Here is a 16563-nt window from a genome sequence, read left to right on the forward strand (position 1 = left end):
CTGCGACGACACGTTTGACAGCTTCGTCACTTGCCTAACGGCCGCAAAGATTGGCCTATGTTGTCGCACTCAATCATAAGGAGGGCGCCGCTTCATGCCGACTGTGGCCAAGGACACCGCCCATGCCCGAACCGGGCTGCCGTTCGACCGGATCGCGTTACTTCTTCAGGGCGGCGGGGCGCTTGGCTCCTACCAGGCCGGCGTCTACGAAGCGCTGACCGAGCGCGCCCTGCATCCGGACTGGGTCGCAGGAATTTCCATCGGCGCCATCAACTCCGCTCTCATCGCAGGCAATGCGCCCGAGGACCGTGTGGCGGCGTTGCGGGCGTTCTGGGAGAGCGTGACGGCCACCCCCTTCGGCATGCCGGCGAACTTTTGGCGCGACATGGGGTTCGGCCCGCCCCGAGGGGATTTCGCGCATTCGATGTTGAACCAGGCGCGGGCCTTCGGGACGCTGCTCGGCGGTGCGCCCGACTTCTTCAGCCCGCGCCCTTGGCCGCCCTTCTTCGCCGTCCCCGGCACGCCTGAAGCGCAGAGCTTTTACGATGTCGCCCCCTTGCGCGCGACGCTGCTGCGCCTGGTCGACTTCGACAGGATCAACGCCGGCGAGATGCGCTTCAGCGTCGGCGCGGTGAACGTCTGCTCGGGCAACTTCGTCTATTTCGACAATGCCACCCACACCATCGGTCCCGAGCACGTGATGGCGAGCGGCTCGCTTCCGCCGGGCTTTCCGGCGACGATCGTCGATGGCGAGCCTTATTGGGACGGCGGACTCGTCTCCAACACGCCGCTCCAATGGGTGCTGCAGGACCGGCCGCGTACCGACACGCTGGCCTTCCAGGTCGACCTTTGGAGCGCGCGCGGGGAGATGCCGAAGGACCTCATCGCCCAGGAGGTGCGCCAGAAGGACATCCGCTTTTCCAGCCGCACCCGCGCCGCGACGGACCAATACAAGAAGATGCAGCGGCTGCGCCGTGCCCTGATGCGTCTGTTGGACGAGCTGCCCGACCGCGAGGCGCTGGCCGCCGACCCGGCCCTTGCCGAGCTGATGGCGGAGGCCGACGACAAGGTGACGCAGATCGTCCACCTCATCTACCGCGCCCGCAACTATGAAGGGGCGTCAAAGGACTACGAGTTCTCGCGCCTGACGATGGAGGAGCATTGGGCCTCCGGCTACGACGACATGGTGCGCACGCTGGACCACCCGGACTCGCTCGCTCGGCCGGACAGCGACGACGGGGTGGCGACATTCGATATCGCCCGGCCCGACCCCACCCGGACCTGACACCCGCTTTTTCCCGCCTTCGCCGGACCCGCTCCCCGCCCTTCCGAGGACATTTTCATGAAGATCGCCGACGTTCGCGCCAATGCCTTCGCGATGCCGCTGCACAACCCAGCCTATCCGCGCCCGCCCTACAAGTTCTACAACCGCGAATTCATCGTCATCACCTATCGCACGGACCCCGAAATCGTGCGGGCCATGGTGCCTGAGCCGCTGGAGCCGGTGGGTGATCTCGTGGCCTACGAGTTCATCCGCATGCCCGACTCCACGGGCTTCGGCGACTATACCGAGACGGGCCAGGTGATCCCGGTGCGCTACACCACGCCGGAGGGCGAGGTGCAGGAGGGCGGCTACGTCCACGCGATGTATCTGGACGACAACTCGCCCATCGCCGGCGGGCGCGAGCTGTGGGGCTTTCCGAAGAAGCTCGCCAAGCCTGTCATCCGCCACGAGGCGGAAACGCTGGTGTGTACGCTGCACTATGGCACCATCCCGTGCGTGGTGGCGACGATGGGCTACAAGCACCAGGAGGCCGACCTCGCCGCCGTCGGCAAGGGGATGGAGAAGCCGGCCTTCATGGTGAAGATCATCCCGCACGTCGACGGTACGGCCCGCGTGTGCGAGCTGGTGCGCTACTACATGGAAGACGTGACCTTGAAGGGTGCGTGGACGGGTCCGGCCGCGCTGCAATTCTTCGAACACGCGATGTGCGACGTGGCGCGCCTGCCGGTGCGCGAGGTCGTGTCCGCCAGCCACTACATCGCCGATTTGACGCTGGGGCTGGGCGAAGTGGTGTTCGACTATCTCGCCGACTGAGCGCAGCCCTCGCCGCTGACCGGCTGAGCGGACCGATTGAGCGGGGGGCGCGGCGAGGTGGCCGCGTGCCCGGCGTGCGGTCATCTCAAAGGTGGGTTATGGTGTGGCAAAAGGCTGGAACGGCCAGGAGGTTTCCCGTGTCACCTTATCTCACCATCGCGGACCTGCGCGAGCGGCACCGCCGGTTCACGCCGCGGATGTTCTACGATTATGCCGATTCCGGCTCCTATACCGAAGGCACCTACCGCGACAACGAGGAAGCCTTCGCCGCGATCAAACTGCGCCAGCGCGTCGCCCGCAACATCGACCACCGCAGCACCGCGGCGAAGATCCTGGGCGAAGACTATTCCATGCCGCTCTACCTGGCACCGGTCGGGATGACCGGGATGCAGTATCCGGACGGTGAGATCCTCGCCGCCCGCGCGGCCAACGCGTTCGGCGTCCCGTTCACCCTGTCCACCATGTCGATCTGCTCGATCGAGGACGTTGCGGCGGCGACGGGCAAGCCGTTCTGGTTCCAGCTCTACGTGATGCGCGACCGCGCTTTCGCCGCAAGCCTGATCGAACGGGCCAAGGCCGCCGGCTGCTCGGCCCTCGTGCTGACGCTCGACCTGCAGATCCTCGGCCAGCGCCACAAGGATCTGCGCAACGGTCTGTCCGCCCCGCCGAAGATGACGCCGAAGGTCATCGCCCAGCTTCTCGCCCGCCCGGCCTGGTGCATGAAGATGCTCGGCTGCAAGCATCGCGATTTCGGCAACATCGTCGGCCACGTGAAGGGTGTCGACGACATGAGCTCGCTGTCGGAGTGGACGGCGCAGCAGTTCGACCCGACGCTCGACTGGTCCTCGGTGGAGTGGGTGAAGGAGCGCTGGGGCGGCAAGCTGATCCTCAAGGGCGTCGGCGACGTCGAGGATGCGAAGATCGCTGCCAGCCTGGGCGCGGATGCGATCACCGTCTCCAACCACGGCGGGCGCCAGCTCGACGGTGCGGCGGCGTCGATCGACATGCTGCCCGAGATCGTCGACGCGGTGGGCGACAAGATCGAGATCCACATGGACGGCGGCATCCGCTCCGGCCAGGACGTCCTCAAGGCGATGGCGCTGGGGGCGGACGCGGTGTCGATCGGCCGGGCGTTCATCCACGGCCTCGGCGCCGCGGGTGAGCCGGGGGTGACGCGCGCCCTCGAGATCATCAAGAAAGAGCTCGACATCACCATGGCGCTGTGCGGCGAGACGGACATCAACGCCGTCGGCGCGCACAACGTGTGGGGCCGCGCGCCGCATCCCGTGCCGGTGGCGGAGGAGACCCGCGAGGAAGCGCTCGTCTCCGTCGGCGCCTGACGGCGGACGAGCAAAGGAGGGGACGGCCGATGCGCGTTCTGGTGACCGGCAGCACCGGCCATCTGGGCGAAGCCTTGATGCGTCTCCTTCCCGCCGCGGGGCACGAGCCCGTCGGCCTCGACGTGAAGCCGGGGCCGTTCACCGCGATCAACGGGTCCGTGGCCGATCCCGCCGTGGTGCGGGCGGCAATGGTGGGGGTGGACGCGGTGATCCACACGGCGACGCTGCACAAGCCGCACGTCGTCACCCACACCAAGGCCGACTTCGTCGAGGTCAACATTTCCGGCACGCTGGCGCTGTTGGAGGCGGCGGCGGAAGCCGGTGTGCCGCGTTTCGTCTTCACCAGTACGACGAGCGCGTTCGGCGCCGCGCTGAACCCCGGCCCGGACGAGCCCGCGGCGTGGATCGACGAGAACGTCCGGCCGATCCCCAAGAACATCTACGGTGTCACCAAGACGGTGGCGGAGGACATCGCCGCCCTTTTCGCGCAGCGCGGCGAGATGAACGTCACCGTCCTTCGCACCTCGCGGTTCTTTCCGGAGGACGACGACAGCGCCGCCGTGCGCGCCCGGTGGAGTGCCGAAAACGCCAAGGCGAACGAGTTTCTCTATCGCCGCGTGGACCTCGAGGATGCGGCCACCGCCCACATCGCCGCGCTGACCGCGGGGCGGGGCTTCCAGCGCTACATCGTCAGCGCGCCGCCGCCCTTCTCCCGCGCCGACACGGCGGACCTGAGGCGCGACCCGCACCGCGTCGTGGCGAGGCTCTTCCCGCAGTTCGAGGCGGTCTACGCGGCGGCGGGGTGGACGATGGCGCCGACCTTCGACCGCGTCTACGACAGCGCCCGCGCGTTGGCAGGGCTTGGCTGGCGGCCACGCTGGGATTTCGCGGCGATCCTCGCCCAGGTTGCGGCCGGCTCGCCGATCGGCAGCGACCTCGCCCTGACGGTCGGCTCCAAGGGCTACCACGAGACGGTGTTTGCGGACGGCCCTTTTCCCGTGTGAGTCCGCCTGGGGGCCACGGACCGTCTCACCCGCCGCGATCGCGCCCACCTCCACACACGCACATCCGCCGCTGAGACGTGAGCGACCCCATCGACGCGGTGCGCCGCCGGCGATCACGTTGCGCTGTGTCTGATTCGGCGCGTTGCAGCCATGCACGGGTGCAGTTGACGAACATTAAAGTTCGTCAACGCTTTAGAATGCGGTTAGCATGGATCAAACCATTTTCCGGTCACAATTTTTCTTTCAGGCATGATTGATCTTGATGACTACGACGCCATCCTGAGCGCACTTTATTCAAGCGTGGCAGATGCGGGCCAGCTTCGCGACGTCGCGCGAAGGCTCGCCAAGCTGTTGCCCGGCGGCAGTGGTGTGACCATCCGCCGGGTCAATAAATTCGATTTTTCGCAGCCTTCGATGATCATCGAAGGTCTCGATCCCGAATTTATCCACAGCTTCGAGACCTATTGGGGCGAACGAAACATCTTCAAGGACCTCGTGGTCAGCCTGAAGCCGCTCGAAATTGCCAGCGCGCCGACGCACATGGACCTATCATATATCGAGAAGACGGAATTTTACCACGAATTCATGAAGCCGCAGGACCTGTCGCCGGCCTCGTCCCGCGGCGTCATCATCGGCGGTGACAGCACGTTCAACATCGTCCTCACCCTGGATGTGGCGGGACCTGTCAGCGATCAGCTTCACCTCGGCACGATCGACCTGTTGCGCAGGCTCACGCCGCATCTGGTGCGCGTGCTGAACCTGGCGACAGATGCCTGGACCGAGGGCCTGAAGACGTCGCTCGCCACCATTCCGACGGCCGCGCTGATCCTCTCGCGCGAGCGCAAGGTGATGCACCTCAACGCCGCCGCCCAGAACCTGTTGCCCGAAACAAGCCTCTTCGTGGACCGCGCCGGGATATTGCGCGGGCGCACGCCCTATGCTGACAGCATCGTCGAGACCGTGGCGGGGCAGGTCGCGCGGCGGGTCTTGCCGGTGCAGACGGTCAAATTGTCGGACTTCGGCCCGCTGGGGCATCTTTACCTGACCGTCGCCCCGGTTCAGCACGAGAACGTGGCCGACCTCCTCATCAACCGCCACGCCGAGGCTGCGGCGATCCTCTACATCGCCACCGATCACACGCGGATGCGCACCGTGCTGCCGCGCCTGATGAGCGTGTTCGGATTAACGCGTGAGGAAGCCGTCGTCGCCTACGGCATCCACAGCGGAACGCCGATGGAGCGCGTGGCGGTGGTCGCCGGCCTCTCCCTTTACGAGACGATGCTGATCGTCGAGCGCGTCAAGGAGCGGCTCGACGCGCGGCGCTATGCGGACGTGGTGCGGAAGGTGGGCCGCCTGACCGGGTCGGTCTGACGCGCCGTGTGGGCCGGGCCTTTCGGGTGACAGACCGCCCGGCGCTGAGGGCGGCCTCTGCAGGGCCGAGGGGGCGCCGGGTCAGGCCGCTTCCGGGGTGGTTTCGGCGAGGACCCCGGCGGCGTTGGCCGGGAGCGGGCCGCCATAGGCCCAGTCCAGCAGCTCGGCGGTGTGGATCACCGGACGCTCGCCGGCAAGCTGCGTCATGCAGCCGATGTTGCCGGTGGCGACGATCTCGGCCTTGGTCAGCCCGATGTTGGCGAGCTTCCTCTCCCGCAGGCGGGCGGCGATGCCGGGCTGCATGATGTTGTAGGTGCCCGCCGAACCGCAGCACAGATGCCCCTCGGGCACGTCCTTGATGGTGAAGCCGGCCGCCGTCAGCAGGCGCTTGGGCTCGGTGCGGATCTTCTGGCCGTGCTGCATGGAGCAGGCGGAGTGGTAGGCAACGACGGTGTCGCTGCGGCGCACCGGCGCACCGAGGTCCAGCGTGGCGACGAACTCGGTCACGTCCTTGGCGAGCGCGGAGACCGCGGCGGCACGCTCGGCCCACTCGGGGTCGCCTTGCAGCATGAAGCCGTAGTCTTTGATGGTCGTGCCGCAGCCGGAGGCGGTGATGACGATGGCGTCGAGCCCGCCTTTCTCCATCTCGCCATACCAGGCGGCGACGTTGGCCTTCGCCGAGGCCAGCGCGTCATGCTCGCGGCCCATGTGGTGGACGAGGGCGCCGCAGCAGCCCTCGCCGGCCGGCTGCACCACCTCCACCCCGGCGCGGTTGAGGAGGCGGATGGTGGCCGCGTTGATCGACGGGGCGAGGACGCTCTGGGCGCAGCCTGTGAGGAGGGCGACGCGCTTCTTGCGCGGGCCGGACGCGGCGTGGAGGGCGGGGCGCTGGTCGTTGCCGGGGGCGGGCAGCGTGGCCGGGGCGAGCGACAGCATCGCCCCGACGCGGGAGAGGAAGCTCGGCACAGGCGCGGTGGTGCGGGCCGCGTTCACCGCGGCGGGCATCGCCGGCTTCATCGCCCGGTTCTCGGCGTTCATGGCGTTGGGGGAAGAGGGGCGCACGGCGGGGGTCGCCGCCTTAGGGGCCAGCACACCGGCGAGGGGCCGCGCCAGGGCCGACAGGCGCAGCGCAAGGCGCATCCGCCGCGGATAGGGCAGAATGAGCGCCAGCATGCGGCGCAGAAGCCGGTCAGACAACGGCCGCCGATAGGTGGCCTCGACGTGGGCGCGGGCGTGGTCGATCAGGTGCATGTAGTGGACGCCGGACGGGCATGTCGTCATGCACGAGAGACAGGACAGGCAGCGGTCGATGTGGGTCACGTCCGCGGCGGTGGCCGCGCGCCCGCCCTCCAGCATCTCCTTGATGAGATAGATCCGCCCGCGCGGCGAATCACGCTCGTCCCCCAACAGCACGAAGGTCGGGCACGTGGCGGTACAGAACCCGCAGTGGACGCAGGCGCGCAAGATGTCGTCGGCCGTACGGATCGCCGGATCTTCGAGCTGCTCCGGAGAAAAGTGGGTCTGCATGGTTCTGACGCTATCGGTTGGCGGCCGCGGCAAGCGGCCAGGGGACACTTAGACCAGGAAGGCGTCCGGGTCGTCGATCGGCTCGGCGCGGGCGGCGCGCACGACGCCGTGGACGGCGCGCGCGACCAGCCACACCGCGACGAGCGGGTAGATGATGACATTACCACCCGCGAAGGCGAGGAGCACGGTGGCAAGATAGCCCGCCGCGATGCCCCAGAAGGTGCGGATCTGGTAGGTGTAGTGCGAGTGGAGCCACGCCGGCGGCTGACGGCGCTGCGCCCAGTAGGCGAGGCCGAAGCCGAGCAACGCCGCGATCGGCAGTGCCGGGGCGACGAGGTAGATCGAGTAGATCAGCTTCGCGTTGACCATGCCCGGCTTGTCCCAGGTGCCGGCGGACTCGATGCGAGGCTCCCCACGCGCCGACGCTGCGCCCGTGCGGCTGCCGGCGCGCGACGACCGCTCGGCCTTGCGCGCCGCGTCGGCGGCGGCAGCGGCCTCGGCGACCGGATGCGGCGGCGGCTCGCGATGGCCGCCCGTCTCGGGGATGTGGTGCCGGTTTTCGGGCGGCGGGGCCTTCGCTGGGGAGACGGGCGGTGATGACGCCGGAGCCGCGCTTTTGGGGGCGCGCTTACGGGCCGGCTTGCGCACAGTGCGGCCGGACGAAGGGACGCTCGGCCCGGAGCGCCCGGAGGGCTCGTTGTCGCTCATCTCGTCATCAACGACCGAACGCGGCTGAACGTTGCGGCTTCGTAAGAGCATCATGCATGCACCATGGTCAGCCGCGTCCCGCCTGCCTCAGGAGCGTGCGAGACGTCCGGGGTTGAGAATCGATTGCGGGTCGAACGCGGCCCTGAGGCGCTGTGTGAGAGCCTTAACATTAGCCGCGGCATTATGGAACGTCGCGGTTTCTGCGCGCACAGCCGAAGGGGCCCGCACGAGCGTGGCATGGCCTCCGCCCGCCGCCGCGATTGCCGCGCGCAGGACCGCGCCCCCGCCGTCACCGCTCGCCGGAGCCTCCACCCAAACGAGGCCACCCGCCCAGTCCATGAAGGCGCGGCTGCCGGCGGGTGCGGCGGCGAGGATCGTTGGGCCGGCCGTCGGCGCGACGGAGATGCGCCAGACGGGGCCGGAGGTGCCGACGAAGGGCGTCACGTCGCGGATCGCCTTCCAGGCGGCCGCGGACTGCGCAGGGTCGAGCCGGCCGACCTCGTGCCCGGCGAAGAGCGCGGTGAGCGCGGCGGCCCGCGCCTCCACCGAGGGGCCGAATCCTTCCAGGCGGACGAGGGTGCGTGCGGCATCGGCACCCAACACCGGGGCGGCGATGTCGGCCGGCAGATGCGCGGCGCTCGAGACGTCCGTCGGCGCGCCGAGGGCGCGGGACATGGCCGCGACGGCGTCCTGCGGCGTCAACCCGGCGAGGGTGAGGCTGATCTCCATTTCGGGCCGGGGGAGCACCTTCACCGTCATCTCGGTGGCGACGGCGAGCGTCCCCCACGAGCCGCAGAGCGCGCGCGCAAGGTCGTAGCCGGTGACGTTCTTCACCACCTTGCCGCCGGCCTTGAAGCTCTCGCCCCGGCCGGAGACGGCGGCGATGCCCAGCATATGGTCGCGCACGGCGCCCGCGGTCAGGCGGCGCGGCCCGGCAAAATTGGTGCCGAAGGCGCCGCCGAACGTGGCCGCTCCGGTGCCGCCCAGCAGGGGAACGAAGTCCGGCGGCTCGAAGGCGAGCATCTGGTTGGCAGCGGAGAGCGCCTCCGACAGCTCCGCCATGGTGGTGCCGGGCCTCACCGTGAGGATCAGCTCCTCCGGCTCGTAGCTGACGATGCCGGAGAAGGCGGACAGGTCCAACACATGCGCGGTCTGCGTGGCCGGGCTGATCGCCCTTTTCGTGCCGCCGCCGATGACCTCGACCGGCTCGGCGCGTGCCAGTGCGGACTTGATGTAGTCCTCCACCTCGGCCGCGCTGGTGGGGGTAAGCGTCGTCGTCACTGGGCCGTGGCTCCGTTCCCGGCGTCCTGATCCGGCGCGTCGGGTGTGTCAGTCGCGCCGGGTGCGTCTTCGGCATCGGGCGCGCAGGGGAAGGTGACGGCCAGGATGTTGTGCAGCACGACGGCGGTCGGCGTCTCGCCCGGCACCCCGCGCTCGATGGCGACGGCCATCATGTCCATCATCTCGACCAGCGTCACCGGCCGGGGCAGGCAGTAGGGGGCGCGGTTGCCGTTGGCGAACGCGCCGACGCCATACCCCTCGATCAGCCCGGCCATGTAGGAGAGGCACGCATAATTCTCCGGCGGCCGCTCGCCGTCCGCACCGGGTCGCGCGTCGCAATTCTCGATGAAGCGGGCGGCGGTTTTGAACGGGCTCGATTCGCCGTCGTGGCCGGAGGGAGCCTGAGCGAGGGCGGGAGCCGAGGCCGCGAGGGACGCGGCCATGAAGGCCGCGGCGAAGAGGGAGCGCATCAAAACCTCGGAATGTCCGGGAAGGGCAGCTTGCCGTGATGGACGTGCATCTTGCCCAGCTCGGCGCAGCGGTGAAGTGTCGGAAACACCTTTCCAGGGTTCAGAAGATGCTGCGGGTCGAAGGCGCACTTCACGCGCTGCTGCTGCTTCAGGTCGTCCTCGGTGAACATCTCGCCCATCAGGTCGCGCTTCTCGACGCCGACGCCGTGCTCGCCGGTCAGGCAGCCGCCGACTTCGACGCACAGCTTCAGGATGTCGGCGCCGAACGCCTCGGCCCGCTCCGTCTCGCCGGGGGCGTTGGCGTCGAACAGGATCAGCGGATGAAGGTTGCCGTCACCGGCGTGGAACACGTTGGCGACGCGCAGGCCGTGCTTCTGCGACAGCTCCTGCATCCCCTTCAGCACGCGCGGCAGCTCGCGCCGCGGGATCGTGCCGTCCATGCACATGTAGTCGCGCGAGATCCGGCCGACGGCGGGGAAGGCGGCCTTGCGCCCGGCCCAGAATGTGGCGCGCTCCTCCTCCGATTGGGACACGCGCGAGGTGGTGCAGCCGAAGGTCCGGCAGATGGTTTCCACCCGCTCGATGAGGTGGTCCACCTCCACCTGAGGCCCGTCCAGCTCGACGATCAGCAGCGCCTCGACGTCGAGCGGGTAGCCTGCGTGGACGAAGGCCTCGGCGGCGTGAATGGCGGGCTTGTCCATCATTTCCATGCCGCCGGGGATGATTCCCGCGCCGATGATCGCGGCGACGGCGCGCCCGGCATCCTCCGCATCAGGGAAGCCGACGAGCACGGCGCGCGCGGTCTCCGGCGAGCGCAGGATCCGCACCGTCACCTCGGTGACGACGCCGAGAAGGCCCTCCGAGCCGATCATGAAGGCGAGCCAGTCGTAACCCTCCGAATCGAGGTGCTTGCCGCCGAATCGCATCACCTCGCCTTCGATGGTGACGATCTCGAGCCCCAGCACGTTGTTGGTGGTGAGGCCGTATTTCAGGCTGTGCACGCCGCCGGAATTTTCCGCGATGTTGCCGCCGATGGAGCAGGCGATCTGCGAGGAGGGGTCCGGCGCGTAGTAGAACCCTTCGTGGCTCACCGCCTGGGTGATCGCGAGGTTGGTGACGCCCGGCTGCACGGTGGCGGTGCGGTTGTCGAAGTCGATGTCGAGGATGCGGTTGAACCGCATCATGGAGATGAGCACGGCGTCGGCGAGGGGGAGGGCGCCGCCGGAGAGCGACGTGCCGGCGCCGCGCGGCACCACGCGGATGCCGTTCTCGTGGCAATATTTCAGGACGGCCGCGACTTGTTCGACGGTTTCCGGCAGCACCACGACGAAGGGCATCTGCCGGTACATGGTCAAGGCATCGCTCTCGTAGGTTCGCATGCCGGTTTCGTCGTCGACCGTGCCTTCACCGGGGACGATTTCGCGCAATGCCGCAACGATTTCAGCCCGGCGCGCCATGATCTCCTGGTTGGCCGACGGCATCATTAAGCCCGACATATCATTCCCTCCCGCGCACCGAATCTGGAGCGGCAGACCCCACTTGCAACGTCATATTGTCGACTGTCCAGCCGGTCATGCCGGCCAAGCGGTTGAAATCCGCAGCGACATGTTATCCTAAATCAAGCGTAATCAACCTTGAAGGATCGGCATGGGCGTTCTCACGCAGGCAGACGAAATTTCGGAAATCGCTTTCGGCTACATGGGATCGAAGGCGCTGTTCGCAGCGCTGGAGTCGGACGTGTTCACCCTCCTGTCCAGCGGGCCTATGACCGCCGAGGACATCGCAGGCAAAACCGCCCTCGAGCCCGACCGGGCCGAAATGCTGCTCACGGCGCTGGCGGGGCTCGGCCTCGTCTCTGCCGATGACGGGCGGTTTGCGAACTCGCCGGCGGCGGACGCCTTCCTCGTGAAGGGCGCCAAGTACGACTTCTCGGACTATCTGCGCTTGCAGGTGGGCCAGCAGATGTACCCGCTGATGAACCAGATCGAGGCGGCGCTGGAGAACCGCCTGTCCGACGAGGAGACCGGCTCGTACGCCGATTGGTTCTCCGACCCGGCACAGGCCAAGCTCTATTCGGAGAGCCAGCATGCAGGCTCGCTCGGCCCGGCGCGGCAGCTCGCCCGCAAGACCGACCTGTCGGACGCCAAGACGATGCTCGACGTCGGCGGCGGCACGGGCGCCTTCGCCATCACGCTGTGTCAGAAGAACCCGCAGCTCACGGCGACGATCGTCGACTTCCCGAACGTCGCCTCACTCGGCAAGCAGTACGTCAAGCAGGCGAACCTTGCGAGCCGCATCCGCTATGTCGAGGGTGACGGGCGCGAGGACATCTGGCCGAAGAACAACGACATCGTGTTGATGTCCTATCTCTTCTCCGGCGTGCCGGGCGAGGCGCACGAGGGGCTGATCGCCCGCGCCTTCGACCATCTGGCGCCGGGCGGGCGGCTTCTGATCCACGACTTCATCGTCGACGCGGACCGCACGGGGCCGAAGCTCGCCGCGCTGTGGCAGCTCCAGCATACGGCGTTCACGCCCGAGGCCCGCTCGCTCGACACGGGGTGGCTGGAGACGGCGCTTCCGGCGGCCGGTTTCGAAGACGTCAGCGTGGGGACGATGATCCCCGAAATGACGATGCTGGCGCAGGGTCGCCGCCCAAAATAAGCGGCCTCGGCCCGACCTCAACCAAGGGGCGCTCGCGGGCGCCCCTTTCGCGTTGCGGGTGGTGCCTTCAGGGCGGTGGGCATAGGCCGCACCAATAGCGGCGGCGTGCCATGTTGCCGCAGCCGGGTGCGGGGCGTATGCGGACGGGTATGCAACCACACGATCGCCTCGCGCGGCGCAATGCGCTCGTCCTTGCGCTCGCTCAGGCCATGGGCGGCGCGCTTACCTCCATCACCATCTCGCTCGGCGGCCTCGTCGGCGTGTCGCTGCTGGGCTCCAGCTCCTATCTCGCAACCCTCGCGGTCTCGACGATGATCGTCGGCACCGCCTGCGGCACCATTCCGGCGGCGATGCTGATGGGCCGCATCGGCCGGCGCGCGGGCTTCATGCTGGGGGCGCTGATCGCCTCCATCGGCGGCCTCGTCGCCTTCGGGGCGATCATGGCGGACAGCTTCCCGCTCTACTGCGTCGGCACCTTCTGCGGCGGCTTCTCGTTCGCCTTCGTGCAGCAATACCGCTTCGCCGCGGCGGAGGGGGCGAGCGACACCTTCCGGCCGCGCGCCATCTCCTACGTGCTGGCGGGCGGGCTGCTCGCCGGCATCATCGGCCCGCAGACGGTGATCGCGACGCGCGACATGTTCGCCCCCACGGCCTTCGCCGGAGCCTATCTCGCCCAGGCGGTGCTGGCGCTTGTGGCGGTCGCGATCCTCTCCTTCTACCGCGCGCCGGATGCTGCGGCTTCGGGCACCGCGAAGGCGGGCGGGCGGCCGATGCGCCAGATCCTCGCCGACCCCAAAGTGCAGCTCGCCATCATGGTGGCCCTCGTCTCCTACGGGGTGATGAGCCTGATGATGACGGCGGCCCCGCTCGCCATGCTGGCCTGCGGGTTCGACACGGACGATGCCGCCTTCGGCATCCAGTGGCACGTGATCGCCATGTTCGCGCCGAGCTTCATCACCGGCAGTCTGATTTCTCGCTTCGGGGCGGAGGTGATCGCGGCCATCGGCCTGGTGCTGCTGCTGGCGGCGGGGGGCACGGCGCTCGCCGGCATCGAGCTCGGCCATTTCTACGTGGCGCTGATCCTTCTGGGGCTCGGCTGGAACTTCGGCTTCATCGGCGGCACGGCCATGTTGACCCAGGCGCAGCGGCCGGAAGAGCGGGCGCGCACCCAGGCCGCCAACGACTTCATCGTCTTCGGGATGGTGGCGCTGACCTCGCTGTCGTCGGGCGCGCTGTTCCACACGGCGGGCTGGGCGCCGATCAACTGGGTGCTGCTCGGCCTCGTCGCTTGCCCTCTGGTTGTGTTGGGGATTTGGACCTTCGTGGGGCAGGGGCGCCGCACCGATAAGCTTGCCTGATGGGCTGACGACCGCTTTACTCCAGCGGCAACGACAAGAGATGCGGCCCCCAACGAGGGGCCGCACGCTGGAGGAACAATGAACCCCACACTGATCGTCATCGCGTGCGGGCTCGTCTCGCTCGCCTATGGCGCCTGGGCGATCCGCTCGCTGATCGCCGCCCCCGCCGGATCGCCGCGCATGCAGGAGATCGCCGGCGCCATTCAGGAAGGCGCTTCGGCCTATCTCTCGCGCCAATATATGACCATCGCGGTGGTCGGCGTGGTCATCTTCGCGCTCGTCTTCTGGCTCCTCGGGGCGCTGGTCGCCGTCGGCTTCGCCATCGGTGCGGTGCTGTCGGGCGTCGCCGGCTATATCGGCATGCTGGTCTCGGTCCGTGCCAACGTGCGCACCGCGCAGGCCGCCTCGCAGTCGCTCCAGGGCGGGCTCGACATCGCCTTCAAGTCGGGCGCGGTCACGGGCCTGCTGGTCGCCGGTCTCGCCCTTCTGGGGGTCGCGGTCTACTTCTTCGTGCTGACCGGGGTGATGGGGATCGATCCGACCTCGCGCACGGTGGTGGACGCGCTCGTGGCGCTCGGGTTCGGCGCCTCGCTGATCTCCATCTTCGCGCGGCTCGGCGGCGGTATCTTCACCAAAGGCGCGGACGTCGGCGGTGATCTCGTCGGCAAGGTCGAGGCGGGCATCCCGGAGGACGACCCGCGCAACCCGGCCACCATCGCCGACAATGTGGGCGACAACGTGGGCGACTGCGCCGGCATGGCGGCCGACCTCTTCGAGACCTACGCAGTGACGATCGTCGCCACCATGGTGCTCGCGGCGATCTATTTCGCCGGGACCGATCACCTCGCCGCGACGATGCTCTACCCGCTGGCGATCGGCGGGGCGTGCGTTCTGACCTCCATCGCCGGAACCTTCTTCGTGAAGCTGGGCGGCGGCACCAACATCATGGGCGCGCTCTACAAGGGGTTCATCGCGACGGCGGTCCTGTCGCTCATAATCCTCGCTCCGGTGACGTATCTGGTGTTCGGTTCGTTCTCGACGGTGATGTCGGTCGGCGGAACGGAGGCGGTGGCCGCGGCCGGTGACGCGATGGCAGCGGCGACGGCGCAGGCGGCAGAACCCGCGCTCACCTTCACGCCCTTCTCGCTTTATCTCTGCGGCGTGGCCGGGCTCGTCATCACCGGGCTGATCGTCTGGATCACCGAGTATTATACCGGCGTCGGCTATCGCCCGGTGCGCTCGATCAGCCAGGCGTCGGTGACCGGGCACGGCACCAACGTCATCCAGGGTCTGGCCGTTTCGCTGGAGGCGACGGCGCTTCCGGCGCTGGTGATCATCGCCGGCATAATTTTTACCTATTCCATGGCGGGGCTTTTCGGCATCGCCATTGCGGTGACGACGATGCTGGCCCTTGCCGGTATGGTTGTGGCGCTGGACGCCTTCGGGCCGGTGACGGACAACGCCGGCGGCATCGCCGAGATGGCCGATCTTCCGGCCGACGTGCGTGCCACGACCGACGCGCTGGACGCGGTCGGCAACACCACCAAGGCGGTGACGAAGGGCTACGCGATCGGCTCGGCCGGCCTCGGCGCTCTGGTTCTCTTCGCGGCCTACACGGAGGACCTGAAATATTTCATCGCCCACTCCGACCAATATCCCTACTTCGCCGGGCTGACGGCCGAGACGCTGAACTTCTCCCTCGCGAACCCGTACGTGGTGGTGGGGCTGTTCTTCGGCGGGCTGCTGCCGTTCCTGTTCGGCGGCATCGCGATGACGGCGGTGGGCCGGGCGGCCGGCGCGGTGGTCGAGGAGGTGCGGCGCCAGTTCCGCGAGAAGCCGGGAATCATGGAGGGCAAGGACCGGCCCGATTATGGGCGCGCGGTGGACATGCTCACCAAGGCGGCGATCCGCGAGATGATCGTCCCGTCGCTGCTCCCGGTGCTGTCGCCGATCGTGGTCTTCTTCCTCATCAACGCGATCGCCGGAAAGGGGCAGGCCTTCGCGGCGACGGGGGCGATGCTGCTCGGCGTCATCATCACCGGGCTGTTCGTGGCAATCTCGATGACGGCCGGCGGCGGCGCCTGGGACAATGCCAAGAAGTCGTTCGAGGACGGCTTCGTCGACCGCGACGGGGTGAAGCACCTCAAGGGGTCGGATGCGCACAAGGCCTCTGTAACCGGCGACACCGTGGGTGATCCCTACAAGGACACGGCCGGGCCTGCGGTGAACCCGATGATCAAGATCACCAACATCGTGGCGCTGCTGCTTCTCGCGGTGCTGGCGCATCAGGGCGTCTGATCCAACGCACGAAAAAGGGCCGCGCACCGGAGTGCGCGGCCCGTCTCTCGGGGAACCCTCCCGCGGGGGCGCGGGTTAGTTCAGGTTGATCGTGAAGCCCGAATCGTCGCGACGGTCGTGGCGGTAGTCGTTGCGGCGTTGCTGCTCGTCGATCCGGTCGAGTTTGCGGTCATATCGGCGCTCGATATTGTTCGCCGCCTCGTAATTTCCTTTCGACGCCATGTAATCGGCGCGGCGCTGCCCCTCGGAGGCGACGCGATTTTCCTTGGCGTCGAGCTGGGCGTCGCGGCGGTCGTGACGGTAGTCGTTGTTGTCGTAACCGTTGTCGGTGCCGAACTGGATGGAGACCTGAGCGGCCGCCGGTGCTGCGGTCATCCCGGCGCCCATCGTCGTGGCCAGAAGAGCAGCCATCAGAGCCTTGGTCATGATTTCTCTCCACATTGAATT

14 protein-coding genes are annotated in these 16563 nt (G+C 68.0%); 8 read left to right on the forward strand and 6 right to left on the reverse strand.

What is annotated here, in order from left to right:
* The first annotated feature begins 94 nt into the window (after positions 1-94).
* From BIX52_RS10100 to BIX52_RS10120, 5 genes are all read left to right on the forward strand, one after another.
* Positions 95-1285, forward strand: a complete 1191-nt coding sequence (locus tag BIX52_RS10100; RefSeq protein ID WP_075220943.1) for a DUF3734 domain-containing protein — start codon at positions 95-97, stop codon at positions 1283-1285.
* A gap of 57 nt (positions 1286-1342) precedes the next feature.
* Entirely contained in the window at positions 1343-2098 is a 756-nt protein-coding gene (locus BIX52_RS10105; protein ID WP_075220944.1) for an acetoacetate decarboxylase, read from the forward strand.
* 137 nt (positions 2099-2235) lie between these two features.
* Entirely contained in the window at positions 2236-3438 is a 1203-nt protein-coding gene (locus tag BIX52_RS10110; protein ID WP_083660156.1) for an alpha-hydroxy acid oxidase, read from the forward strand.
* Positions 3439-3467: 29 nt separating this feature from the next.
* Positions 3468-4442, forward strand: a complete 975-nt coding sequence (locus tag BIX52_RS10115) for an NAD-dependent epimerase/dehydratase family protein (RefSeq protein WP_075220945.1) — start codon at positions 3468-3470, stop codon at positions 4440-4442.
* A gap of 249 nt (positions 4443-4691) precedes the next feature.
* Positions 4692-5813, forward strand: a complete 1122-nt coding sequence (locus BIX52_RS10120) for a hypothetical protein (RefSeq protein ID WP_075220946.1) — start codon at positions 4692-4694, stop codon at positions 5811-5813.
* A gap of 81 nt (positions 5814-5894) precedes the next feature.
* Here BIX52_RS10120 and BIX52_RS10125 read toward each other — a convergent pair whose 3' ends face one another.
* Genes BIX52_RS10125 through BIX52_RS10145 form a run of 5 tightly spaced genes read right to left on the reverse strand, consistent with a single transcriptional unit; the run spans position 5895 to position 11295 of the window.
* Positions 5895-7340, reverse strand: a complete 1446-nt coding sequence (locus tag BIX52_RS10125) for a heterodisulfide reductase-related iron-sulfur binding cluster (RefSeq protein WP_075220947.1) — start codon at positions 7338-7340, stop codon at positions 5895-5897.
* A 48-nt stretch (positions 7341-7388) separates the two neighbouring features.
* Positions 7389-8102 carry a DUF4870 family protein gene (locus tag BIX52_RS22445; protein ID WP_139312750.1) on the reverse strand — a complete coding sequence of 238 codons (714 nt, stop codon included), beginning with the start codon at positions 8100-8102 and terminating at the stop codon, positions 7389-7391.
* 33 nt (positions 8103-8135) lie between these two features.
* Entirely contained in the window at positions 8136-9329 is a 1194-nt protein-coding gene (glcE, locus tag BIX52_RS10135) for a glycolate oxidase subunit GlcE (protein ID WP_075220948.1), read from the reverse strand.
* Entirely contained in the window at positions 9326-9799 is a 474-nt protein-coding gene (locus BIX52_RS10140) for a Rap1a/Tai family immunity protein (RefSeq protein ID WP_075220949.1), read from the reverse strand. The genes glcE and BIX52_RS10140 overlap by 4 nt, the downstream gene beginning before the upstream one ends.
* The gene (locus BIX52_RS10145) at positions 9799-11295 is read right to left on the reverse strand and encodes an FAD-linked oxidase C-terminal domain-containing protein (protein ID WP_075220950.1); all 1497 of its coding nucleotides are present in this window, start codon (positions 11293-11295) and stop codon (positions 9799-9801) included. Before BIX52_RS10145 ends, BIX52_RS10140 begins: the two co-directional genes overlap by 1 nt.
* Positions 11296-11446: 151 nt before the next feature.
* Between BIX52_RS10145 and BIX52_RS10150 the strand changes: the two genes are divergently transcribed.
* From BIX52_RS10150 to BIX52_RS10160, 3 genes are all read left to right on the forward strand, one after another.
* Positions 11447-12460, forward strand: a complete 1014-nt coding sequence (locus BIX52_RS10150; protein ID WP_075220951.1) for a methyltransferase — start codon at positions 11447-11449, stop codon at positions 12458-12460.
* A 149-nt stretch (positions 12461-12609) separates the two neighbouring features.
* A complete protein-coding gene (locus BIX52_RS10155) occupies positions 12610-13818 on the forward strand; it encodes an MFS transporter (protein ID WP_211098173.1) in 1209 nt (402 codons plus the stop codon).
* Positions 13819-13896: 78 nt separating this feature from the next.
* A complete protein-coding gene (locus BIX52_RS10160; RefSeq protein ID WP_075220953.1) occupies positions 13897-16116 on the forward strand; it encodes a sodium-translocating pyrophosphatase in 2220 nt (739 codons plus the stop codon).
* A gap of 75 nt (positions 16117-16191) precedes the next feature.
* On the opposite strand, the gene BIX52_RS10165 is transcribed toward BIX52_RS10160, so the two are convergent.
* Positions 16192-16542, reverse strand: coding sequence for a hypothetical protein (locus BIX52_RS10165; protein ID WP_075220954.1), 351 nt, complete (start codon positions 16540-16542; stop codon positions 16192-16194).
* Positions 16543-16563 lie beyond the last annotated feature (21 nt).

The sequence above is a fragment of the Acuticoccus yangtzensis genome (assembly GCF_001927245.1).
Classification (GTDB): domain Bacteria; phylum Pseudomonadota; class Alphaproteobacteria; order Rhizobiales; family Amorphaceae; genus Acuticoccus; species Acuticoccus yangtzensis.

Bases quoted from the DNA above. Each gene is read 5' to 3' on its own strand.
- BIX52_RS10120 (WP_075220946.1), top strand. From the start codon at position 4,692: ATGATTGATCTTGATGACTACGACGCCATCCTGAGCGCACTTTATTCA.
- BIX52_RS10100 (WP_075220943.1), top strand. From the start codon at position 95: ATGCCGACTGTGGCCAAGGACACCGCCCATGCCCGAACCGGGCTGCCG.
- BIX52_RS10150 (WP_075220951.1), top strand. From the start codon at position 11,447: ATGGGCGTTCTCACGCAGGCAGACGAAATTTCGGAAATCGCTTTCGGC.
- BIX52_RS10145 (WP_075220950.1), bottom strand. From the start codon at position 11,295: ATGTCGGGCTTAATGATGCCGTCGGCCAACCAGGAGATCATGGCGCGC.
- BIX52_RS22445 (WP_139312750.1), bottom strand. From the start codon at position 8,102: ATGATGCTCTTACGAAGCCGCAACGTTCAGCCGCGTTCGGTCGTTGAT.
- BIX52_RS10140 (WP_075220949.1), bottom strand. From the start codon at position 9,799: ATGCGCTCCCTCTTCGCCGCGGCCTTCATGGCCGCGTCCCTCGCGGCC.
- BIX52_RS10160 (WP_075220953.1), top strand. From the start codon at position 13,897: ATGAACCCCACACTGATCGTCATCGCGTGCGGGCTCGTCTCGCTCGCC.
- BIX52_RS10165 (WP_075220954.1), bottom strand. From the start codon at position 16,542: ATGACCAAGGCTCTGATGGCTGCTCTTCTGGCCACGACGATGGGCGCC.
- BIX52_RS10155 (WP_211098173.1), top strand. From the start codon at position 12,610: ATGCAACCACACGATCGCCTCGCGCGGCGCAATGCGCTCGTCCTTGCG.
- BIX52_RS10125 (WP_075220947.1), bottom strand. From the start codon at position 7,340: ATGCAGACCCACTTTTCTCCGGAGCAGCTCGAAGATCCGGCGATCCGT.
- BIX52_RS10115 (WP_075220945.1), top strand. From the start codon at position 3,468: ATGCGCGTTCTGGTGACCGGCAGCACCGGCCATCTGGGCGAAGCCTTG.
- BIX52_RS10105 (WP_075220944.1), top strand. From the start codon at position 1,343: ATGAAGATCGCCGACGTTCGCGCCAATGCCTTCGCGATGCCGCTGCAC.